This is a genomic window from Flavobacterium humi (assembly GCF_004745595.1).
Lineage (GTDB): Bacteria > Bacteroidota > Bacteroidia > Flavobacteriales > Flavobacteriaceae > Flavobacterium > Flavobacterium humi.
In genome coordinates, this window is record NZ_SRLH01000005.1 from 226,288 (window position 1) to 248,423 (window position 22,136).

16 protein-coding genes are annotated in these 22,136 nt (G+C 41.5%); 11 read left to right on the top strand and 5 right to left on the bottom strand.

Annotation, left to right across the window (positions count from 1 at the left end; all coding sequences use genetic code 11):
* Positions 1-72: 72 nt before the first annotated feature.
* Positions 73-1,251, bottom strand: a complete 1,179-nt coding sequence (locus E4635_RS10710; RefSeq protein WP_135526690.1) for an acyl-CoA dehydrogenase family protein — start codon at positions 1,249-1,251, stop codon at positions 73-75.
* 311 nt (positions 1,252-1,562) lie between these two features.
* Between E4635_RS10710 and E4635_RS10715 the strand changes: the two genes are divergently transcribed.
* Positions 1,563-1,781 carry a hypothetical protein gene (locus tag E4635_RS10715; RefSeq protein WP_135526691.1) on the top strand — a complete coding sequence of 73 codons (219 nt, stop codon included), beginning with the start codon at positions 1,563-1,565 and terminating at the stop codon, positions 1,779-1,781.
* A gap of 165 nt (positions 1,782-1,946) precedes the next feature.
* Positions 1,947-3,692: an AraC family transcriptional regulator gene (locus tag E4635_RS10720; protein ID WP_135526692.1), complete on the top strand. Its 1,746-nt coding sequence runs from the start codon at positions 1,947-1,949 to the stop codon at positions 3,690-3,692.
* Here E4635_RS10720 and E4635_RS10725 read toward each other — a convergent pair.
* Positions 3,689-3,913, bottom strand: coding sequence for a hypothetical protein (locus tag E4635_RS10725; protein WP_135526693.1), 225 nt, complete (start codon positions 3,911-3,913; stop codon positions 3,689-3,691). The two genes, E4635_RS10720 and E4635_RS10725, sit on opposite strands and share 4 nt — an antisense overlap.
* Positions 3,914-4,197: 284 nt before the next feature.
* On the opposite strand from E4635_RS10725, the gene E4635_RS10730 reads away from it, so the two are divergent.
* The 4 genes from E4635_RS10730 (at position 4,198) to E4635_RS10745 (ending at position 10,055) form a co-directional block, all read left to right on the top strand.
* Entirely contained in the window at positions 4,198-5,763 is a 1,566-nt protein-coding gene (locus E4635_RS10730) for a vitamin K epoxide reductase family protein (protein WP_135526694.1), read from the top strand.
* 357 nt (positions 5,764-6,120) lie between these two features.
* On the top strand, positions 6,121-6,375 hold the full coding sequence (locus E4635_RS10735; RefSeq protein WP_135526695.1) for a hypothetical protein: 255 nt from the start codon (positions 6,121-6,123) through the stop codon (positions 6,373-6,375).
* A 188-nt stretch (positions 6,376-6,563) separates the two neighbouring features.
* Positions 6,564-8,762, top strand: a complete 2,199-nt coding sequence (locus E4635_RS10740) for a peptidase domain-containing ABC transporter (RefSeq protein ID WP_135526696.1) — start codon at positions 6,564-6,566, stop codon at positions 8,760-8,762.
* Positions 8,763-8,765: 3 nt separating this feature from the next.
* Positions 8,766-10,055, top strand: a complete 1,290-nt coding sequence (locus E4635_RS10745; RefSeq protein WP_135526697.1) for an HlyD family secretion protein — start codon at positions 8,766-8,768, stop codon at positions 10,053-10,055.
* Here E4635_RS10745 and E4635_RS10750 read toward each other — a convergent pair.
* The 3 genes from E4635_RS10750 to E4635_RS10760 are packed head-to-tail and all read right to left on the bottom strand — an operon-like array spanning position 10,052 to position 11,893.
* A complete protein-coding gene (locus E4635_RS10750) occupies positions 10,052-10,756 on the bottom strand; it encodes a tRNA1(Val) (adenine(37)-N6)-methyltransferase (protein ID WP_135526698.1) in 705 nt (234 codons plus the stop codon). The two genes, E4635_RS10745 and E4635_RS10750, sit on opposite strands and share 4 nt — an antisense overlap.
* Before the next feature lie 31 nt (positions 10,757-10,787).
* Entirely contained in the window at positions 10,788-11,315 is a 528-nt protein-coding gene (rimM, locus tag E4635_RS10755) for a ribosome maturation factor RimM (protein ID WP_135526699.1), read from the bottom strand.
* 14 nt (positions 11,316-11,329) lie between these two features.
* Complete coding sequence (locus E4635_RS10760; protein ID WP_135526700.1) at positions 11,330-11,893, bottom strand: 30S ribosomal protein S16; 564 nt, start codon at positions 11,891-11,893, stop codon at positions 11,330-11,332.
* A gap of 183 nt (positions 11,894-12,076) precedes the next feature.
* Between E4635_RS10760 and E4635_RS10765 the strand changes: the two genes are divergently transcribed.
* The 5 genes from E4635_RS10765 to E4635_RS10785 all read left to right on the top strand — a co-directional run bounded on the left by E4635_RS10765 (position 12,077) and on the right by E4635_RS10785 (position 22,078).
* On the top strand, positions 12,077-12,775 hold the full coding sequence (locus E4635_RS10765; protein WP_135526701.1) for a DUF6252 family protein: 699 nt from the start codon (positions 12,077-12,079) through the stop codon (positions 12,773-12,775).
* Positions 12,776-12,924: 149 nt separating this feature from the next.
* Entirely contained in the window at positions 12,925-13,260 is a 336-nt protein-coding gene (locus E4635_RS10770) for an RNA recognition motif domain-containing protein (protein ID WP_135526702.1), read from the top strand.
* 348 nt (positions 13,261-13,608) lie between these two features.
* Positions 13,609-18,129 (top strand): DNA polymerase III subunit alpha, encoded by a 4,521-nt coding sequence (gene dnaE / locus E4635_RS10775; protein ID WP_135526703.1) that lies wholly within the window; start codon positions 13,609-13,611, stop codon positions 18,127-18,129.
* A gap of 120 nt (positions 18,130-18,249) precedes the next feature.
* Positions 18,250-20,946 (top strand): beta strand repeat-containing protein, encoded by a 2,697-nt coding sequence (locus tag E4635_RS10780; protein WP_135526704.1) that lies wholly within the window; start codon positions 18,250-18,252, stop codon positions 20,944-20,946.
* Between the two features lie 166 nt (positions 20,947-21,112).
* A complete protein-coding gene (locus E4635_RS10785) occupies positions 21,113-22,078 on the top strand; it encodes an outer membrane beta-barrel protein (RefSeq protein WP_135526705.1) in 966 nt (321 codons plus the stop codon).
* Positions 22,079-22,136: the final 58 nt, after the last annotated feature.

The following is a 22,136-nucleotide window of genomic DNA, read 5'->3' on the forward strand; positions in this document are numbered from 1 at the left end:
AACAAAAAAAGCCTCCTGTTTCCGGGAAGCTTTTAAGGTTGAATTTAATAACTAAATTAAAATCCTGATTTATTATTTGAATGCCGAAATTCCGGTAACATCCATACCTGTTATAAGTAAATGGATATCATGCGTTCCTTCATAGGTAATTACAGATTCCAAGTTCATCATGTGGCGCATGATTGAATATTCTCCGGTAATACCCATTCCGCCCAGCATTTGGCGTGCTTCACGGGCAATTTCCACTGCCATGTTCACATTATTTCTTTTGGCCATTGAAATTTGAGCGGAAGTAGCTCTTCCTTCATTTCTCAATACACCCAATCTCCAGGTCAACAATTGTGCTTTTGTAATTTCAGTGATCATTTCAGCCAATTTCTTTTGCTGTAATTGCGTACCGCCAATAGGTTTGTCAAACTGGATACGCTCTTTAGAATAGCGCAATGCCGTATCATAACAGTCCATTGCAGCTCCAATCGCGCCCCATGCAATCCCGTAACGTGCCGAATCAAGGCAGCCCAGCGGTGCGCCCAATCCGGATTTGTTTGGCAATAGGTTTTCCTTTGGAACTTTTACATTGTCAAAAATCAATTCTCCAGTTGCAGAAGCCCTCAATGACCATTTGTTATGTGTTTCAGGAGTTGTAAATCCTTCCATTCCTCTTTCTACGATCAAACCGTGGATTCTTCCTGTTTCATCTTTTGCCCATACCACTGCGATATCTGCAAAAGGTGCATTGGAAATCCACATTTTGGCACCGTTCAATAAATAATGGTCGCCCATGTCTTTAAAGTTGGTCACCATGCCACCCGGATTAGAACCATGGTCCGGTTCTGTCAATCCGAAACAACCGATGAATTCCCCGGTAGCCAGTTTTGGCAAATATTTCATTCTTTGTTCCTCGTTCCCGTATTTCCAGATCGGATACATCACTAATGAGGATTGTACCGATGAAGTAGAACGCACTCCAGAATCACCACGCTCGATTTCCTGCATGATCAACCCGTAGGATATCTGATCCAGGCCGGCACCGCCATATTCTTCTGGTATGTAAGGCCCAAAACCGCCAATTTCCGCCAACCCTTTTACAAGTTGCTTCGGAAATTCCGCTTTTTGTGCATATTCTTCGATGATCGGGGATACTTCGCGTTTAACCCAGGCACGTGCCGAGTCGCGCACTAATTTATGTTCGTCAGACAATAAATCGTCTAATAAGTAATAATCAGGAGCTTGAAATAAGTCTGGTCTCATTATGTATAGTTTTTTAAATCGCAGCAAATTTACATAAAGAAATGTAACAAATCAATGATGTATTGTTATAATCTTACATAATTAATCTTTCCCCAATTAAATCAGGACAAATTGAAAGCCTTCGATTTGCAATAACGTAAGAAATTTCAGTAAAATTTAACGTTTTGCATTTTGTAGTTACGCAATTAAAAAATATTTTTACAGTAATTTCTTATCAAAAAAATAAAACCAAAATAGGTTGAAGATAAAAGACATAAGTCCCAAGTGTCTTAAAATGATTGGGATAGTTCCAAATTTTAAAACTTTTAATCATGTTAAAAAACATTTTGACCTTACCTGGAGCTCAGGCATTGTCTACAAAAGAGCAAAAAGCCATTAACGGAGGGATTCCGGCAGGCTGTCATTACGAAACATGGCCAGGCACTAGCCTGGAAAATTGCCAGGAAAATTTAGGAGGAAAAGGGTTCACCTATTCTAACGGAATCTGCAAAGCGTATTTCTGCAGAACAATCGTTCCGCCACCGTATTAATAGCAGGCAGTTTCAATAGTAAATGACGAAAAAGCAGGCAGGATATAATTTTTCCTGCTTTTTTGTTGTAACTAAAGACCGGGAAGATAAAAGCGGACGCCGGGAATGGCTTTGATTATTACATCTTAATAAGTTACTTTTGGTGCAATTTTACGATACCTACCCATGAAATTCCTTCTTTGCTGCTTTCTTTCCTTGCTTTGCGTTTGTGCTTTTCCTCAAAAAAGCAATCTATCCAATCCAGAATACCTGGTACTGCAGGAAAAAGTGAAATCCCTTATAGGATCCAATATTGATAGCGCTTTTATTTATGCGTCAAAAATAGAAAAATCGGAGATCCCATTGCAGAAGACTTTTGCGCTGGGATGCAAGGCCTATTTGTTCCAGCTCAAGGCAAAAGGACGAGATTCAAGGCAGGCGTATGCAAAAGCGTTTTATTATCTGGAGAAAGTCCCGGCTTCCGGGGAAAAAACAAAACTGCATGCTTTTTTATTGAATATCGGCGGGTTGATTGCCTGGAAAAAATCGGAGTACAGCCAGGCGCTTTTACAGTACCAGAAAGGAAAAAGGCTTTCGGAAAGCATCAATGACCAGATGCAGGTTGTAAAATTTATGTACAATATAGCCCAGATCAATGGGGAAGTAGGGAATTTTAAATCAGCCATAGCGGCCACAAAAGAAGCTGAAAAAGTAATTGACAGGATCAAATACCTCTATACCGACGAACAATTGGTGCGCGACAAGGGCAACATCTACGGCAACCTGGGGAATTTTTACGAGCGTTATTATTACAAAGACAGCAATAACAAGCGTTTTCTGGATTCGGCGGCCTATTTTTACAAAAAAACGATTGTATATTCCAAAGGCTTCGACGACAGGAAATTAACGGCGCAGTCCAATTTGGGGAATGTTTATTATGAAAAGAAGGAATATGCCAAAGCAGAGAAAATATATTATGATTTATTGTTGTTGGCCAAAGAAAATGCTTATAAATCAAGGTATTATAGTGTAAATTTCAATTTAGGGCGCTTGTATTTCTATACGAAAAAATACGATGACGCATTAATTTGCTTTCAAAAAGTAGATTCCATCTATGACCTGACCAAAACCGATGAATCAGGATTTATAGACGACTCGCATTATTACCAGGCAAAAATTTACGACCATTTTAAAAACGCGGAAAAAGCGTATTACCATTCGCAGGTTTACCTGGATGCTTTCGAGAAAAACGAGTCTAAATTCAATAAGGAATCACAGGAAGTCAATTACCTGATTGGTACAGGCAAGCTCCGTAAGGAAATAATCAGTATCAGGGAAAAGAACCAAACGGCTGTATTGCTAAGGAAAGCAGGGGTTTTTATAGCAGCAGCCTTGTTTGTTGTCCTGGTTTTGGTGTTGTTCCGAAATGTAAAAAGAAGGAAAAAAGTTGAAGAAAGGATAAACACTTTAATTGCCGAACACAAAGCGAACCTGGAAAACAAGGAAAAACCGGCTGAAGAATTGTTTTTGCCAAAGGTTTCCCCGGAAGGCAAGCCGAATGTGTTGAGTATCGATGAGGAAAAGGAGAATGAAATAGTAAAAAAACTCCTCAACCTGGAAAAGAAATTCCAATACCTCAATCCTGATTTTACGCAACAGGCAGTGGCCAAAAGGATCAAGACCAATACGACTTATCTTTCGTATGTGGTCAATAAAAGGTTTGGGAAAACGTTCAGCGAGTATGTAAATGAACTGAAAATCAATTATGTAATCAATGAGATCATTTCCAATCCTACTTTCAGGAAATATTCAACCCAGGCTATGGCGGAAAGCGTAGGCTACAAAAATGCGGTTTCCTTCACCAAGACTTTTAGCAAAAGAACCGGAGTGACTCCGGTTCAGTTTATCAAAAAAGTAGAAAACAATTCTTAAGGGATTATTACCTTTATTCCTGAGCTAGTACTGTCACTGCCCCTTATGCCTCCTGTATTGGCCAGCACGATTGGCCCGCCCCATTGAGGCTCGGTTTCTTCTTCATCTTCAAATTCCGGTGGTAATCCATTAGGAGGAAGGCCGCCTTTGATTGATTTTTGCCCTTCTGTTGTCAGTTGATTTCTTTTGAAATCGTCAAAGCTTACTTGTTTTCTTTTCATTCTGCTTTATTATTTTATAGTTTAACAATGCAAATCTATCATTATTACCTATCCGTTTTCCGTGTTTTTGTTTTAGAGAGAAAAGAAAGCAATTAAAAAGATGTAATATTTTAAAAATCAATAATTTAATGGGTGTAAAAAGAATGTATAATTTATAAATTGTATACACTATAATTTATAAATAGTTAAAACGCCATGGTCCTTTAATAAAAAAAAAGCTACATATTTGCCAAAACATTTTTACGGGACACCCACGTTTCCCTTTAACTGAAAAAGAAAAGGCAATGATACATTTAGTCAAAAAATATTTAGATATAAACCGATTTTCAAATGAGAAACCGGCATTTGAAGACCTCTTCCTCTCTCATCCGAATTACCCAAGCGTTTTTGCAATTACAGATTCCCTGGACATGCTTTCCATTGAAAATATTGCCATAAAAGTACCTAAAGAACAATTTCCCGAATTACCGGAGGCGTTTTTGGCGATTTTTAAGGAAGAGCTGGTTTTAGTGCATAAAAAAGACGGCCAGATTGCCATTGAAACGGCAAAAGCAGAAAAGAAACAAATTCCTTCCAATGCATTCCTGGAAGACTGGAACGGTGTTATCATTGCCATGGAACCCAATGAAGCGGTAACGGGTAAATCGGTTGCTTTCAATTACAAAGGCCTTCAGTACGGTTTGCCGGCCGTTGCGCTGATAGCGTTATCATTGGCCTTCAATGCGTATGGGCTGAATCATGCCATAACGTTGATTACTTCTGTTATCGGATTGATTATAAGTATTTTTATCGTTCAGGAAAAACTGGGTTACAAAAATGAAATGGTATCTAAATTTTGCAATATCAACCCGAATACTTCTTGCGATTCGGTCATTAAATCCAATCAGAGCGAAATAAACAAATGGGTTGGCTTTTCGGATTTGCCATTGCTTTTTTTCGGGGTCAATGTGCTTTCGGTACTGCTTCAGCCTGTAGGTTCGGTTCCTATTGTGGGCGCCTTGAGTGTTATAAGTATCCCTGTAATCATATATTCGGTCTGGCTGCAGAAATTCAAAGTAAAAAAATGGTGCGTGCTGTGTTTGGCGGTATCAATTGTCATTGTGGCGCAGGCGGTAACGTTCTGGATGGCTTTCGGGTCAGAGGTAAACATAGCGTTTTCCAATTTGTATTTCTATTTGTTTGTTTCGGTCCTCTTTGCTTCGATATGGTTATTGCTCAAGCCTGTTTTGGAAGATAAGGTCAAAGCCGAAGGAAGTGCCAAGGAATTGAAGAGATTCAAAAGGGATTACAAACTTTTTGATTTTTTATCCAAAGAAATCCCTGTCCTGGATGGATTCCAAAGATTGGAAGGACTGGTTTTCGGGAACAAGAACGCCGAAGTAAACCTGGCCATTATCATAAGCCCAAGCTGCGGGCATTGCCATAAAGCTTTTCAGGATGCCTATGAATTGTATTTGAAATTCCCTGAAAAAGTTTTCCTGAATGTCCTGTTCAACATCAATCCTGAAAATAACGAGAACCCGTATAAGCCCGTTGTCGAAAATCTGCTGGCTCTCAACCACCATGACCCGAAAAAAGCGGAAGAAGCGATAATCGACTGGCATATAAAAAAAATGGGACTCGATCAATGGAAGGAAAAATGGGCGGTCACTACAATCGACATGAAAGCGAACCATCAGATCCACCAGCAATACCACTGGTGCGGCGCAAACGAATTCAACTATACCCCGGTAAAGTTGATAAACGGGAAAATGTTTCCTAACGAATACGAAATCAGCGAATTGAAATATTTTTTCAATGCTTTCTCAGAAGAAAAAGCCATTATGGAAAATAATTCCGTCCAGGCTTAACAATATATAAAACATTCTTGCGCGAGGATAGACAGATACTCAAATGTCTTTAAATGATTGGGTTTATTCATTTACTATAAAAAAAAATATCATGTTAAAAAACATTTTAAATTTAGAAGGGGCTCAGCAATTAACTTCTGCTGAACAAAAATCGATTAAAGGCGGAATTACAAGAGAATGTGCCAATGCTTGGTCGACTATGTTTTGTACTACGTCAACTTTGGCAAATTGCAACCTAAACGACGGGATGTATTTCTGTGGAAAATGTTGTTTCTAGTCGAATTCATTTTTGCAGGTACAACAACCAAATGCCCATATACCATTGGGCGATTCATTACATTAATTAAATAAAATATCATGTTAAAAAACATTTTAAACTTAGAAGGCGCTCAAATATTAACTGCTGCGGAGCAAAAAGAAATCAATGGCGGTAAATTGCCTCCTCCGGGATGTGGCCAAGGTGGAGTGTACACAGGTAACGTAAATACTTGTTTGTGTAAAAGCGGCGGGACGTATATTCCAAGTACATTCTCCTGCACAAACGGTGCCGGTACTGGAAAGATTTACGAAAATGCGACCGGATGTTGTTATTCAACTGTATTTGAGGGTTAATAGAATATGGTTTAGAGAGGGAAGCAATTTCCCTCTCTTTGTTTTAAATCCCAAGGTTTTTCGGAATAATGGTGGCGCTTGCCGCTTTCAGAATAAAATAAATAAGCTGAAAATATTTTCTTTTTTTCAGCCTTTCTTTAAGAAATAACTTTCAAAAAAGTCATACTTTTGATATCAAAATACTAAAATTGAAAAAATTCCCCAATTATATACAAGCCGATAGCAAAGATTGCGGGCCAACCTGTTTGAAAATTGTAGCCAAATATTACGGCAAGACAATCAAAATACAGGATTTGCGTGATTTTAGCGAAACTACCCGGGAAGGAAGCAACCTGCTCTTTTTGAGTGATGCTGCCGAAAAGATCGGTTTCAGGACACTTGGCGTAAAACTGAACCTGGAAAGGCTGGAAGAAGCTCCCTTGCCTTGTATCCTGCATTGGAACAAAGAACATTATGTTGTTCTTCATGATATCAAAAAAGGGAAATATTGTATTTCCGATCCCGGTTTCGGACTGATCGAATACAGCCAGGAAGATTTTATAAAATTCTGGATCGGCAACAACGCAAGCCAAACCACTCAGGAAGGGATTGCCTTATTGATTGAACCGACGCCGTTGTTCCATCAGTCGGAATTTGACAAGGAAGAGAAAAAAGGGCTTGGGTTCGGGATGCTGTCACAGTATATTTTCAGGTATAAATCGTTTTTGATCCAGTTGAGTATCGGTTTGATGGCAAGCAGTTTGCTGCAACTAATTTTCCCTTTCCTGACACAAAGTATCGTGGATATTGGGATCAAAAACCAGAACATCCATTTTGTCTACCTGATCCTGTTTGCACAATTGGCGCTTTTTGCCGGAAGGACCGGATTGGAACTGATCCGAAGCTGGATATTGCTGCATCTTTCCACCCGGATAAACATTTCATTGATTTCCGATTTCTTTATCAAACTGATGAATTTGCCGATTTCTTTCTTCGATGTAAGGATGACAGGTGATATCATGCAGCGTATCAATGACCACCACCGTATCGAACGGATCCTGACCACATCATCTTTGAATGTACTGTTTTCAGTCATCAATATGTTTGTCATGGGAGCTGTTCTGGCGTATTTCAACCTTCAGATATTTTTGGTGTTTTTTGCAGGAAGTATTTTGTATTTTGGTTGGATAACCTTGTTTCTAAAACGACGGGAAGCATTGGATTACAAGCGTTTTTCAGAGGTAAGCCAGGAACAGAGCAAAGTGATGGAGCTCATCAACGGAATGCAGGAAATCAAATTGCACAATGCTGAAAAACAAAAGCGCTGGGGCTGGGAATATGTCCAGGCAAGGCTATTCAGGGTTTCCATTAAAGGATTGGTACTGGAACAGACACAAACCATTGGTTCATCGGTTATCAATGAATTGAAAAACATATTCATCATTTTCCTTTCGGCCAAATTGGTGATCGACCACGGCAACGAATTTACCATTGGTACCATGATGGCGGTAAGCTCCATCGTAGGGAGTTTAAACGGGCCGATCACACAGCTTATCGGTTTTGTGCGGGAATTGCAGGATGCAAAAATATCGCTGGCGAGGCTATCCGAAATCCATGAAAAAGAAGATGAGAAGCAACAGGAAATCCATCAGACAAACGATGTTCCCAAAAACGAGGACATCCATATAAAAGACCTTACTTACAGGTATTTGGGTTCCGATATTCCGGTTTTGGAAGATCTAAACCTGGTTATCCCGGCCAATAAAGTCACTGCAATTGTAGGAGTCAGCGGAAGCGGGAAAACAACTCTAATGAAATTACTGCTTAAATTCTACGATCCGGATAAAGGGGAAATCACCATCGGGAATTCGCAACTCAAGAATATCTCACAAAAGGCATGGCGTTCGAATATCGGAGCGGTGATGCAGGAAGGATTCATCTTTAACGATACCATTGCCAACAATATTGCTGTAGGTGTGGATATCATTGACAAGGACAGATTAGTGTATGCCGCTGATGTGGCCAATATAAAAGAATACATTTCAGGATTGCCGTTGGGGTACAATACCAAAATTGGTTCGGAAGGATTAGGGATGAGTACCGGGCAGAAACAACGACTGCTCATTGCCAGGGCGGTATACAAAAACCCGGAAATGCTCTTTTTTGACGAAGCAACTTCCGCTTTGGATGCCAATAATGAGAAAGAAATCATGAGGAAACTGGACCTTTTCTTCAAAGAGAAAACAGTAGTGGTTATTGCGCATAGGTTGAGTACCGTTATGAATGCCGATCAGATTGTTGTACTGGACAAAGGAAGGATCATTGAAATAGGCAGCCATTCGGCGTTAGTGGAACAAAAAGGAAATTATTTCGAATTGGTGAGGAACCAATTGCAGTTAGGAAATTAGATTATGGAAGAGAAAAATAAAGATACTTTCGAATTACGCAGCGAAGAAGTCCAAGACATACTTACCCGCGTGCCGCATTGGATGATCCGATGGGGGACGGTGCTTATTTTCGGGATCATCATCATGCTGTTTGTGATTTCATGGTTTTTAAGATATCCGGATGTCGTGGCTACCGAAATAGTAATCACTACCAATATCCCTCCGGAAAAACTAGTGGCGAAAACCACAGGGAAAATTGAAGCGATATTTGTGAAAGATAAAGCCGTTGTCCGGGAAGATACGCCTTTGGCCATTATTGAAAATTCGGCAAATTACAACGATGTGTTCCTGCTTCAGCAACTGATCGATAACTCAAAATCCGGGGCCGGTTTCCCGTTTGAAAAACTGAAAAACGCCCAATTGGGAGAAATCGAAAGTGCTTTTGCCCTTTTCCAGAAAGATTATATTGCCGAAAGCCTGAATACGAACCTGCAGCCTTTCCAGGTGGAAAACCGGGCGCAAAAATCGGAATCTTCCCAAATACAGGAAAGGCTTACTCTTTTGCTCCAGCAAAAAGAAATAAACGAGCAGGAATTGGGCCTTCAGAAAAACGAAATCGCCAGGTATACGGTTTTGCATAGCAAAGGAGTAATTTCGGAACAGGAATTTGAGACCAAGAAGCTGAATTACCTGCAGTCCGAGAAAAATTATAAAAGCCTTTTAAGCTCGATTTCCCAGTTGCGGTCTTCACTGATTGAAAATAAAAGAGCAGTCCAGGGCACTGAAATTAACGGGACAAAAGAAAACGTCAATTTGGATAGAAATGTGATACAGTCATTTTACCAGCTCAAAAAAGCCATAAAAGACTGGGAATTAAGCTATGTTTTAAAATCATCGATAGAAGGAGAAGTGTCTTTTGCACAGATTTGGGTCGAAAACCAAACAATAAACACAGGTGAGAATGTGTTTTCAGTGGTTCCTAAAACCGAAAAAGGCTACATCGGGAAAGTAAAAGCGCCAGCCTTAAATTCCGGGAAGATAAAAGTGGGCCAGCAAGTGAATATCCGTTTGGCGAATTTTCCGGACAATGAATTTGGAGTGCTTATTGGTAAAGTGAAAAATATTTCGCTCGTTCCGGACAAAGACGGGAATGTCATGATGGACATCGCTTTGCCGCAAAACCTTCAAACCAATTACAGGAAAGAAATCCCTTTTCAGCAGGAAATGAAAGGAACAGCCGAAATCATTACCGAAGACCTGCGGCTTTTCGAAAGGATCCTTTACCAGTTCCGTAGTATTTTGAAGGCGGCTTAAAATTTCAGGTAAAAATCTTTGGTGAGTTCAATATATTCCGGAGTATACTGATGACGGGCGGTTTCAATGACCAATTCATCAATTGTAGCGCTTTTTTCGATCCTGCCCAAGGCGATTAGACTGCGTTTGATTTCTGTAGTAGGCGCCCCTTTGACACGGGTTATCTTAAAAGGGTACAATTCGTGTGCTTTGGCTATGGCCAAAAAACGATCTTCTTCCTTATAAGGGATGATTACGGCAAAAATACCGTCTTCAGAAAGCAGTAAATCAGCAGCTTCAATCAGGTCTTCAAAAGGCATGGCATCCATAAAACGGGCCAAATCGCGTTGCTCGTTATCTGTTTTGTAATCTTCGGAATAAAACGGTGGGTTGGAAACAATCAGGTCGTATTCGTCTTCAGGTTCTTCCACAAACTCGTCCAATCCGGCGTGAAAGCAGAATAAGCGGTCATTCCAGGGAGAATTTTCGAAATTATCGGTAGCCTGCTCGTAAGCATCTTCGTCAATTTCCAAGGCGTCAATTTGTGCCGCGGAACTTCTTTGCGCCAGCATTAATGCGATCAACCCTGTCCCGGTGCCAATGTCTAAAACGCTGTAAGGATTGTGCTCAACAGGAGCCCAGGCGCCAAGTAAAACACCGTCAGTGCCCACTTTCATGGCGCATCTGTCTTGTTCAATGTTGAATTTTTTGAATGAAAACATGCTCAGGTAAGATTTAAATAACCGGATGTATTTACAGATACATCTCAACGAGTCCTTCCGGCAAATCCATGATGACTTTCTTGTTGTCCCGGTCAATTTTAACCAGGAAATGATCGATCATCGGGATCAGGATTTCAACTTCTCCGTTTAAAACTTCAAATAAAGGTTGTGCTGAACTGTCGTTTATGGCTACGATTTTCCCGAAAACACCCAATCGTTTGTCTTCGATTTCAAAACCGATAACCTCGTGGTAGTAGAATTTGTTGCCGGTGAGTTTCGGCAGCATTTTTAAAGGCAAATACACTTCACAGCCAATGATCTCATCGGCTTCTTCCTCATTGTTTACATCTTCAAACCGAACACGTAAAAAATCATTTTTGTGAAGATTGCTGTTTTCAATAAAAAATGGAATCAGGTTTTTGCTGTTGAATTCAACAAAAACTGATTCCAGATTTTCATAAATTTCGGGCTCGTCAGTATCCAGATAGATAAGGACTTCTCCCTTGAAACTAAATTTTTTAGCGATTTTACCTAAATAGAAACAATCTTCTTTACGCATAAACCGCAGTGATATTAAGCTTCTGTTTCTTCGTTGTTTTCTTCAACAGCAGGAGTTTCCTCAACTGCAGCTTCAGCATCAGCAGGAGCTTCAACTTCTTCTTCAACAACAGCTTCAGCAGCTTTTGCAGCTTCAGCCTGTGCAGCGATACGTTTTTCGTTCGCTTCTTTTTCAGCTTTCAATGCTTTAGCTTTAGCATCAGCGTCTGCTTTTGACAAACCAGCTTTTTTAGCATCAACTTTACCAGCTTTAGATTCCAACCAAGCTGCTAATTTAGCATCAGCCTGCTCTTGCGTTAAAGCTCCTTTACGAACTCCTCCATCTAGGTGGTGTTTCAATAAAGCGCCTTTGTAAGAAAGGATAGCTCTTGCAGTGTCAGTTGGCTGAGCACCATTGTGTAACCATTGTACGGCACCGTCAAGGTTTAAATCGATAGTTGCCGGGTTAGTGTTTGGATTGTAAGTTCCGATTTTTTCAAGGAATTTACCATCTCTTTTTGAGCGTGCATCTGCCGCTACGATCCAGTAAAAAGGTTTTCCTTTTTTACCGTGTCTTTGTAATCTGATTTTTACTGACATAATCTTTTTGATTAATTTGAGGTACACGACCTCGATTATTTAAGGGTGCAAATATACACTTTTTTTTTACACACCGAACTAATATACTGTTTTTTACGATTTAGGCCGGAATAAAAAAAATACATCATTTATTAGTTATTTAATAGCAAACTATTACTTTTGTCAAAAACCAAACCATAGCTTATGAAAAAAATTATACTTTTCCTTATTCTAGGAGTTGCTTTCCAGTCTTGTCAAAAAGAGGTGGAAGACAGCACCCCGGCTTTCCAGGCCAGGTTAAATAATAATTTCTGGAAAGCAACAATTCTCTCCGCTTCTAAAGATGCTTCAGGAGGTTTGACTTTTGTTGCGGATTCCCCACTTGGGAGTATCGTTTTGAAAACAAATTCCTCTAGTGCAGGGACTTATACTTTAGGGACTACAAATCAGTTAAACAGGGCAACCTGTACTTTATTGACCGATCCTACTAAAAATTATCAAACCGGGATTACGCAAAGTGCTGTAAATTCCGTGAAGATTACTTCAGGAGGGACAGGATATTTGCCGGCGAGCCTTGTAGCTACAAATGTCCTTACCGGTTCAGGTTCAGGGTTAAAAGTGAACATAACAGGTGTAAGCACAACAATCGGTTCTGTAAACAAAGTGGAAGTAAATGTTCCAGGAAACGGTTATAAAGCTGGTGATAATGTTAGGATTACCGGAGGGGATAACAATGCAAACCTTACGGTCTTGAACGTAGCCAACAGCAACGGAGAAGTGATCATCACTAAATATGACGGGCTGACTGTTACCGGAACTTTTAAGTTTACCGCTTTTGATGCTCCTTCCGGGAAAACGGTATGGTGCCGTGACGGGATCTTTTATAAAGTGCCTATAAACTAAAGGAATACATCAGGATTTACTAATAAAGAGCCGTCAGTTTTGATGGCTTTTTTTACATATACAACTTTTATTTTAAAAGAAAAAGCTTAATAATGAGTAATTTAGAATAATAATAGCCTACATTTGTCCTTTATTTAATAAATGTATATATGAACATTTTCGTAGGAAGTCTTCCTTGGAGTATCGAGGAAGCGGATTTAAGAGAATCTTTCGAAGCGTATGGCGCAGTAGATTCAGTAAAAATTATCACTGATAAATTCACTGGTAGAAGTAAAGGGTTTGGTTTTGTTGAAATGTCTGATGACGCTGCAGGACAAAAAGCTATTGACGAGCTGAACGGTGCAACTGTTGGCGGACGTACAATCGTAGTTAACAAATCTGAGCCGAAACCGGAAGGAGAGAGAAGAAGCTTCAATAACAACAACCGTTCAGGTGGTGGTTATGGCGGTGGAAATGATCGCGGTGGAAACAGAGGAAGATACTAATTGACCTTATTTCAGAATATTCAAAACCCATCCGCTTCATGGCAGATGGGTTTTTTTTGTCCCTTCTATTGCCTGTTTTTATCCTCTGCAAATAATAGGAATCCTCTTCTCCTAAATTTCTAAGGGCACTTCTTTATTAGGGAAATCAATTCCTTTGGCCCAATATTTTTATGGAATTTTTCAAAACCGGACAACGGCCATAACATAATTTTGTAGTTGAAATGCTATAAATGGAATCCAACAGGCATTTGTTAATAACTAAAATTGGCTTTCACTCCCATAAAACGTAATTTTGTTTTTGTCTAAATTTGCTTGCGGCCAAACGCCTAAAGCCTAAAGCTCAACGGAATGTATTTAATTTTCGATACCGAAACCACCGGTTTGCCACGCAGTTGGTCAGCACCTATTACCGATACGGATAACTGGCCGCGATGCATCCAGATTGCATGGCAATTGCATGATGGCATGGGAAACCTTATTGAGCATCAGGATTATTTAGTCAAGCCCGAAGGTTTCAATATCCCGTATGACGCCGAACGTATCCACGGGATTTCTACAGAACTGGCTATGGAACAAGGAGTTCCGTTGCAGGAAGTACTCGAAAAATTCAACATTGCACTTTCCAAGACAAAATTTATTGTCGGACAGAATGTAGGTTTTGACGTCAATATCATGGGATGTGAATTCCATCGAATGAATGTCGGGTCGGATATGGTAAAAATGCCCGTGCTCGATACCTGTACCGAAGTCACTGCGGAATTGCTGAAATTGCCCGGAGGCCGTGGCGGTAAATTCAAATTGCCAACACTGACCGAACTCCATCAATACCTTTTCGGTGTCCCGTTTTCGGAAGCGCACAACGCTACCGCCGACGTTGAGGCCACCACACGCTGTTTCCTGGAATTGGTAAAAAGAGAGGTTTTTACCAAAGAAGAACTTGACGTTCCCGCAGAGTATTTCCGTGATTTCCAAGAGAATAATACAACCGAAATCCAGCTGATCGGATTAAAGCACATCAACCTGAAATCGGCTTCGGATGACATCAGGAAGCGATTGCAGCAAGTTGAAAAGGTTGATACAAAAACGCCTATTTCCGAAGCGCACCAACAGGATCTGGAAGCCGCTACTTTTGTGCACCTGCATAACCATACGCAGTTTTCGGTATTGCAATCAACCATTTCCATTGCTAATTTGGTTTCGGCAGCTGCCAAAAATAAAATGCCGGCCGTGGCCATGACCGACCATGCCAACTTAATGGGAGCTTTCCATTTTGTGCGTGATGTGCTCAACCATAACAAAGCTGCCGCGTCTAAAAACGCTGCCGCCATAGAAAACGGTGAAGAACCCACTGAAGTGGAGATGAAACCGATTGTCGGCTGCGAATTTTTCGTATGTGACGACCATAAGGACAAAACCAAAAAAGACAACGGTTACCAGGTTGTTTTCCTGGCCAAAAATAAAAAAGGCTACCATAACCTGGCCAAAATGTCTTCTATCGCTTACACCGAAGGTTTTTATTATGTGCCAAGGATCGATCGGAAAATAATCGAACAATACAAAGAAGATGTAATGGTCTTGTCCGGAAACCTCTACGGAGAAATCCCGAGCAAGATTTTAAATATCGGTGAAAACCAGGCTGAAGAAGCGTTGCTTTGGTGGAAATCACAATTTGGGGATGATTTCTATATTGAACTCATGCGCCATAACCAGGAAGATGAGAACCGCGTCAACCAGACCCTTATTTCTTTCGCCAGGAAACACGATGTAAAGCTTATCGCAACCAACAATACCTTTTACATTTCCAAGGAAGATGCCAATGCGCACGATATTTTATTATGTGTAAAAGAAGGGGAAAAACAAGCTACGCCAATTGGCCGTGGCCGAGGTTACCGCTTCGGTTTGCCTAACCAGGAATATTATTTCAAATCGGATGCCGAAATGAAAAATGTCTTTTCGGATCTGCCGGAAGCCATTATCAACATCCAGGAAATTGTAGATAAAATTGAAATTTATTCCCTTTACCGGGACGTTTTGCTTCCAAAGTTTGAAATTCCGGATGAATTCCTGGTTGAAGAAGACAAAGCCGATGAAGGAAAACGAGGGGAAAATAAATATTTGCGCTATCTAACCTATGAAGGCGCCAAAAGAAGGTATACAGAAATCACTGAAGAAATTGAGGAACGAATCGATTTCGAATTGCTCACCATTGAAAATTCGGGTTATCCCGGGTATTTCCTTATTGTCCAGGATTTTATTGCCGAAGCCCGTAAAATGGACGTTTCCGTTGGGCCCGGGCGGGGATCCGCTGCAGGATCGGTAGTGGCCTATTGTTTGGGGATTACGAACATTGACCCGCTCATGTATAACCTGCTTTTTGAGCGTTTCCTGAATCCGGACCGTGTATCATTACCCGATATCGATATCGATTTTGATGACGAAGGAAGAAGCCGCGTTATGGATTATGTAATTGAAAAATACGGTTCCAAACAAGTGGCCCAGATCATTACGTACGGGACCATGGCGGCAAAATCAGCTATTCGTGACACGGCAAGGGTTTTGGACCTGCCGCTTTTTGAAGCCGATAAAATCGCCAAATTATTGCCTGGGATGCTTCCGGCAAAATGGAGCCTGGCCCGTTTCATGAAAGATTCCGAGGCAGAAGTCAGAAAGGCCCTGCGCCCGGAAGATTTCGACAGGATGAAAGAATTGATAGAGCTTTCAAAAGATACCGATTTAAGTGGGGAAACCATCCAACAGGCTCAAATCCTGGAAGGAAACCTCCGAAATACGGGGATCCATGCCTGCGGGGTTATCATCACGCCAAGCGATATTACGAATTTCGTGCCCGTTACAACAGCAAAGGATTCGGACTTATATGTTACCCAATTTGATAACTCTGTTGCCGAAAGTGCCGGATTGTTAAAAATGGACTTTTTGGGTCTGAAGACCCTCACCTTAATTAAAGATACCGTAAAACTGATCAAATACAGGACCGGGAAAGTCCTGGATCCGGATGCTTTCCCAATTGATGACCTTAAGACTTTTGAGCTTTTCCAGCGGGGCGAAACCGTAGGGATATTCCAGTATGAAAGTGCCGGGATGCAGAAGTACATGAAGGAGCTTAAACCCACGGTTTTCAATGACCTGATTGCGATGAATGCCTTATACCGCCCCGGGCCGATTGCCTATATCCCTAGTTTCATCAAACGGAAAAACGGAGAGGAACCTATTGAATATGACCTGGAAGCCTGCGAAGATTTATTGAAAGACACCTACGGGATTACCGTGTATCAGGAGCAGGTGATGCTTCTGTCCCAGAAACTGGCCGATTTCTCCAAAGGTGATGCCGATGTCCTGCGTAAAGCGATGGGAAAAAAACAACGGGACGTCCTGGATAAAATGAAACCTAAATTCGTAAGCCAGGCTGCTGCCAAAGGCCATTCGGAAGAAAAACTCGAAAAAATATGGAAAGACTGGGAAGCCTTTGCGGAGTATGCTTTCAATAAGTCCCACTCTACTTGTTATGCTTGGATTGCCTATCAGACGGCCTACCTGAAAGCGAATTACCCCGCGGAATATATGGCAGCGGTACTCTCTAATAATATGAGCGATATCAAGCAGGTTTCGTTCTTTATGGAAGAATGCAAACGTATGGGGCTACAGGTTTTAGGACCAGATGTGAACGAGTCGTTTTATAAATTTACGGTAAATGAAGAATATGCGGTCCGTTTCGGGATCGGAGCTGTAAAAGGCGTCGGGAACGGAGCTGTAAATACTATTGTCGAAAACAGGAAAGACGGAAAATACAAATCCATTTTCGACCTGGCCAAACGTATTGACTTGCGGGCCGCCAATAAAAAAGCCTTTGAAAACCTGGCGCTTGCCGGCGGTTTGGATTGTTTTGAGAATACCCATCGTGCCCAATATTTCCATACGGACGGTGACAATATTACTTTTTTGGAAAAAGCGATGCGGTATGGTTCGAAATTCCAGGAAAACGAGAATTCCTCTCAGGTAAGTTTATTCGGAGATGCTTCTGAAGTACAAATTGCCGAGCCGGTCGTACCGCCGTGCGAAGAATGGAATACAATGGAAAAACTGGCCAAAGAGAAGGAAGTGGTAGGGATTTATATTTCGGGCCATCCTCTGGACGATTATAAATTTGAAATGAAATATTTCTGCAATACTAAATTGGAATCGTTAAAAAGCCTTGAACAATATGTAGGCAAAAACCTTGCTTTTGGAGGGATCGTGACCAATGTGCAGCATCGGACGGCCAAGAACGGTAAAGGCTGGGCGACTTTTCTGCTGGAAGGCTATGATGAAAGTTACGAATTCAGGATTTTTGATGAGGAATACCTGAAATTCAGGCATTTTTTAGTCCAGAACCATTTCGTTTTTATCAAAGTCAATGTAAAAGAAGGCTGGGTAAACAGGGAAACAGGAAAAAAATCAGATCCGAGGATACAATTTTTACAAATCCAGTCCCTGCAGGATGTTTTGGGGACTTTTGCCAAAAAGCTGATTATCCACTTGGATATTAAAGATTTACGGGAAGAAATGATCTCAAGGCTTAACAGTGTCTTTCAATCCAACGCCGGTGATAATACAGTTACTTTTGAAGTAATGGAACTCGAAAGCGTCAAAAGGCAAGTTGAAACTCCAGCCCTTGAAATAGATGAGATTATCTTGGATGAAAATGGGGACATTTCCGAATCCGAAAACCAGTCAGCCGCTATGCCTGCAGAAGTGGAAGAAACCAGGATCGTGAACCGGATTTCGATGAACAGCCGCAAGCTGAAAATCAAAATCTCAACCGAATTACTGCTGGAACTGGAAAAAATGCAATTGAATTTTAAATTGAATTAGAAATCTCTATAGTTCGTAAGTTGCTGTTATTGAGTAACTAAATTAACATAAGGTAAGGTTTTTCCTTGCCTTATTTATTTTAATAAGAATTAACTTGTCTTTTTATTAAAATAAGATATTATGACAGTAAAATTTACCGCACGAACGCTCTTTTTTTTAGTATCCTTTGTTTTTTTAGGATTTGTTAATGGGAATGCCCAGGTAGGCGTAGGCACAACTACCCCGCAGGGAGCCCTTGATGTAACCTCTACTACGGATGGTCTTTTGATTCCCCGTATAGCATTGTCCGCTACAAATGTTGCGACAATTGCCACACCAACCACTTCCGAGCTGGTGTACAATACTTTTACATCTGCCGTAGGACCCAATCAGGTAACCCCGGGCTTTTATTACTGGGATGGAACGTCATGGGTAGCTGTCATTTCCTCGGGAAGCAATTCCGACTGGAAACAAACCGGTAATGCCGGAACGGTTGCAGGAACTAATTTTGTTGGTACGACCGATGCTGTCGATTTTGTGACCAAAACCAATAATACCGAAAAAACAAGAGTGACCAGTGCCGGTAATTTCGGTATCGGGACTTCAACTCCGCAAGGGTCATTAGATGTTACCTCTACTACTGATGGTCTTTTGATTCCCCGAATCGCTTTAGCGGCTACCAATGTCGCTACTGTTGCCACACCCACCACTTCTGAGTTGGTGTACAATACATTTACATCAGCCGTAGGGCCTAACCAGGTAACCCCTGGCTTTTATTACTGGAATGGATCCGCATGGATACCGGTTGTTACGGGCGCCAATTCCGATTGGACGTTAACAGGAAACGCCGGAACAGTTGCCGGCACCAATTTTGTCGGTACGACCGATGCTGTTGATTACGTGACCAAAACCAACAATACAGAAAGAACAAGGGTAACCAGTGCTGGTAACTTTGGTATCGGTACAACCACACCTCAGGGATCATTGGATGTGACTTCTACTACTGATGGTCTTTTGATTCCCCGAATTGCTTTGGCGGCTACCAATGTTGCAACTGTTGCTACACCCACTACATCAGAACTTGTTTATAATACATTTACATCGGCCGTAGGGCCTAACCAGGTAACGCCTGGCTTTTATTACTGGAATGGATCCGCCTGGATTCCCGTGGTAACCGGCGCCAATGCCGATTGGACGTTAACCGGAAATGCCGGAACGGTTGCAGGGACTAATTTTGTTGGTACGACTGATGCTGTCGATTATGTTACCAAAACCAACAATACCGAAAAGACAAGGGTAACCAGCGCCGGAAATTTTGGCATCGGTACCGCAGCGCCAGCAGCAAAACTTGATGTAGCTGCCTCAACAACGGTAGTAAACAGTGTGGTAAATGCAACAGGAAGCATCAATGATTTTTTACAGTACAATATTCAAAATACCAGTACAGGTACCCATGCACAAAGTGGTTATGCCGCCACTGCCGATAATGGGACCAATACCTCAGGGTTTGCCTGGATGGGAATCAATAACTCCACATTCAATTTTCCGGCAACTTATAATATTGGTGCTGCCAATGATGTAACTTTTATGGGAAGCGGCCAGGACATGTATATCGCCAATGCCAACAATACCAAATCGATCATATTTTCAACAGGAAAAGCCGCTTCGCCTCATTTTGACGAAAGGATGAAGATCTTAAATGGCGGTAGGGTGAGTATAAACAATACCGCTCCGGCAGCAAGCGATCAGCTTACCGTAACTTCAAGTACTACCAGTGCGTACGCGATCAATGGTTATTCTGCCAATAACGGAAGCGGTGTCTATGGCTCGATTAGTTCGGGTACAACCACATTCGGAGCGGTGCAGGGAGAATATTTCGGTACGGCAAGTTCCGGTACGGGTCTCCGTGGGATTACTTTTTGTGCAACTGCCGGGACTACTTTAACCGATGCCAATTCAGCGGTTAATGGTCAGTTAGGAGCAGCAAACGGGAACAGTATTTTCTCTTTCGGTATCAAAGGCCAGGCGCTTAACAATGCCGGGAACCAGGTAGGAGGCGTTATCGGGATCATCAATAGTTCAGGAACCTATGGTATGTTAGGGTACAGAAGAAGTACCGGAACATTGTATGCAGTGTTAGGGAATGCTGCTTATCAAAACAGTACTTCCAGAAGTTCCCAAACAGAGGAATCCAGCCAAATAGGTATCGGGATCGAAGGAGAGTTTTTAGGAGGGCACATCAAAGGAGACCAATATGGATTGATTACCAAAGGAGGCCGTTTCGGATCCTACACAGACGGTACAGCCATTACCAACAAAGCCTATGCCGTAGTAAATGACAATGGCAGCGGTGAAAAAATCGCCACTTATGCCTCGACTTCCACTACTGTAGATGTTACTACAAAAGGAACCGGAGAATTGGTAAACGGTGTCGCCAGGATTGCATTCGATAAGAATTTTGCCGGCCTGGCCTCAAAAGACAAACCGGTTATTGTAACGGTTTCCCCAATGGGAGAAACAAACGGCGTGTATGTAGCGTCCGTTTCTGCAGATGGATTTACAGTTAAGGAAAATAAAGGAGGAACTTCAACAGTTTCGTTCTACTGGATTGCCGTTGCCGAAAAAAACAATGCCACATCTACCGAAGTGCCTAAAGAAGTCCTTGCCAAAGATTTCGATAGGAACCTGGACAGTGTCTTGTCTATTGACGAAGATTCCAAAGACGCTGCAAAAGCCATGTGGTGGAACGGAAGATCGTTGGAATTTGGCAAATCAGCACCTGCAAAAGCACAGGCAAGAGGAGCGGCCGTTCTTGAAAACGCCAAGCCTAAAAGATAGATTTAATCAAATTATCCTGAATAGATTACAGCAAAAACCTAATCGAATTTAATTCCAATTCGATTAGGTTTTTAATTATTTATGTTTATGGGAAAGCAAGCCCGGTTATGATTCTTGGCCGATGTTTTTTACTTTTGCAAAAAATTAATAAAGCCCCATTAAACGAATGAAAAACAAATTATTTTTATTAGGATTTATGGCTTGTACTATGACTGCCGTAGCACAAACCCAGGAAACAACAGTTACCACGCAAACTCAGGAAGAGAAAGTAGAAAAAAACGAAAGCTGGTATTTCAAATTAGGAGGTTCTTACTTCATCCAGACAGCCGCTACAGAATTCCCAATCGTTAGTGGCCAATTGCCAAACACAGACGTATACGCTGCAGATGGTACCACTCTAATTTCAAGAGAAACCAACCACGGTTCTTTCGGAGAAGGATTCCGTTCAAGCCTAACGGCAGGTTACCGTTTTACAACCCGTTTAGGTGTTGAATTAGGTGTGAATTATTTCTCAGGAGAGAGCAAAACAATGGTACAGACGACTCACAGGTTAGTAGGAGCCGGACCAACTTTTGTTGACGGTAACGCAAAGGGAAAAATCAAAGCCCTTGATTTATCACCTGCTTTGGTTTTGTTTTTAGGGGAAGTGCATCACTTTGAACCTTACACTAAAGTAGGGGTAATCGTTCCTATCCACGGAGACCTGACTATCGAAACCAACCGTACCTACACCAACCCGGCCGGGACAACACACGCTTACGCTAAAGACGTGGTAAAACCGGAACCAACCGTAGGATTTATGGCAGCCATCGGAACTTCTTACAAATTAGGGGAGCACATCTCTATTTTTGGTGAAATCGAATACCGTAACTTCACCGTTCACGGGAAATCCAAGGAAACGGAAGTATACGAAGAAAACGGTGTAGATAGATTATACACACCAACAGCTTTCCGTCCGGATGCTTCTTACTCAGCGAGCCACGTGAACTATGTAGAGCAATTGACTACTTCTTCCAACAGTAAAGTAACCAATGCCGCTAATTTTGATACTGGCAAAGCTACTGATGACATCAGTTCTTACGTAGGAATCAGCGGATTAGGTTTGACATTAGGACTTAAATACACGTTGTAATCACAATACTCCATACACGAAAAGGCCGCCTGTCAGGGCGGTCTTTTTTTATGGGAAG

Coding starts and splice junctions, on each gene's coding strand:
- E4635_RS10710 (WP_135526690.1), bottom strand. CDS start 1,251: ATGAGACCAGACTTATTTCAAGCTCCTGATTATTACTTATTAGACGAT.
- E4635_RS10715 (WP_135526691.1), top strand. CDS start 1,563: ATGTTAAAAAACATTTTGACCTTACCTGGAGCTCAGGCATTGTCTACA.
- E4635_RS10720 (WP_135526692.1), top strand. CDS start 1,947: ATGAAATTCCTTCTTTGCTGCTTTCTTTCCTTGCTTTGCGTTTGTGCT.
- E4635_RS10725 (WP_135526693.1), bottom strand. CDS start 3,913: ATGAAAAGAAAACAAGTAAGCTTTGACGATTTCAAAAGAAATCAACTG.
- E4635_RS10730 (WP_135526694.1), top strand. CDS start 4,198: ATGATACATTTAGTCAAAAAATATTTAGATATAAACCGATTTTCAAAT.
- E4635_RS10735 (WP_135526695.1), top strand. CDS start 6,121: ATGTTAAAAAACATTTTAAACTTAGAAGGCGCTCAAATATTAACTGCT.
- E4635_RS10745 (WP_135526697.1), top strand. CDS start 8,766: ATGGAAGAGAAAAATAAAGATACTTTCGAATTACGCAGCGAAGAAGTC.
- E4635_RS10750 (WP_135526698.1), bottom strand. CDS start 10,756: ATGTTTTCATTCAAAAAATTCAACATTGAACAAGACAGATGCGCCATG.
- rimM (WP_135526699.1), bottom strand. CDS start 11,315: ATGCGTAAAGAAGATTGTTTCTATTTAGGTAAAATCGCTAAAAAATTT.
- E4635_RS10760 (WP_135526700.1), bottom strand. CDS start 11,893: ATGTCAGTAAAAATCAGATTACAAAGACACGGTAAAAAAGGAAAACCT.
- E4635_RS10765 (WP_135526701.1), top strand. CDS start 12,077: ATGAAAAAAATTATACTTTTCCTTATTCTAGGAGTTGCTTTCCAGTCT.
- E4635_RS10770 (WP_135526702.1), top strand. CDS start 12,925: ATGAACATTTTCGTAGGAAGTCTTCCTTGGAGTATCGAGGAAGCGGAT.
- dnaE (WP_135526703.1), top strand. CDS start 13,609: ATGTATTTAATTTTCGATACCGAAACCACCGGTTTGCCACGCAGTTGG.
- E4635_RS10780 (WP_135526704.1), top strand. CDS start 18,250: ATGACAGTAAAATTTACCGCACGAACGCTCTTTTTTTTAGTATCCTTT.
- E4635_RS10785 (WP_135526705.1), top strand. CDS start 21,113: ATGAAAAACAAATTATTTTTATTAGGATTTATGGCTTGTACTATGACT.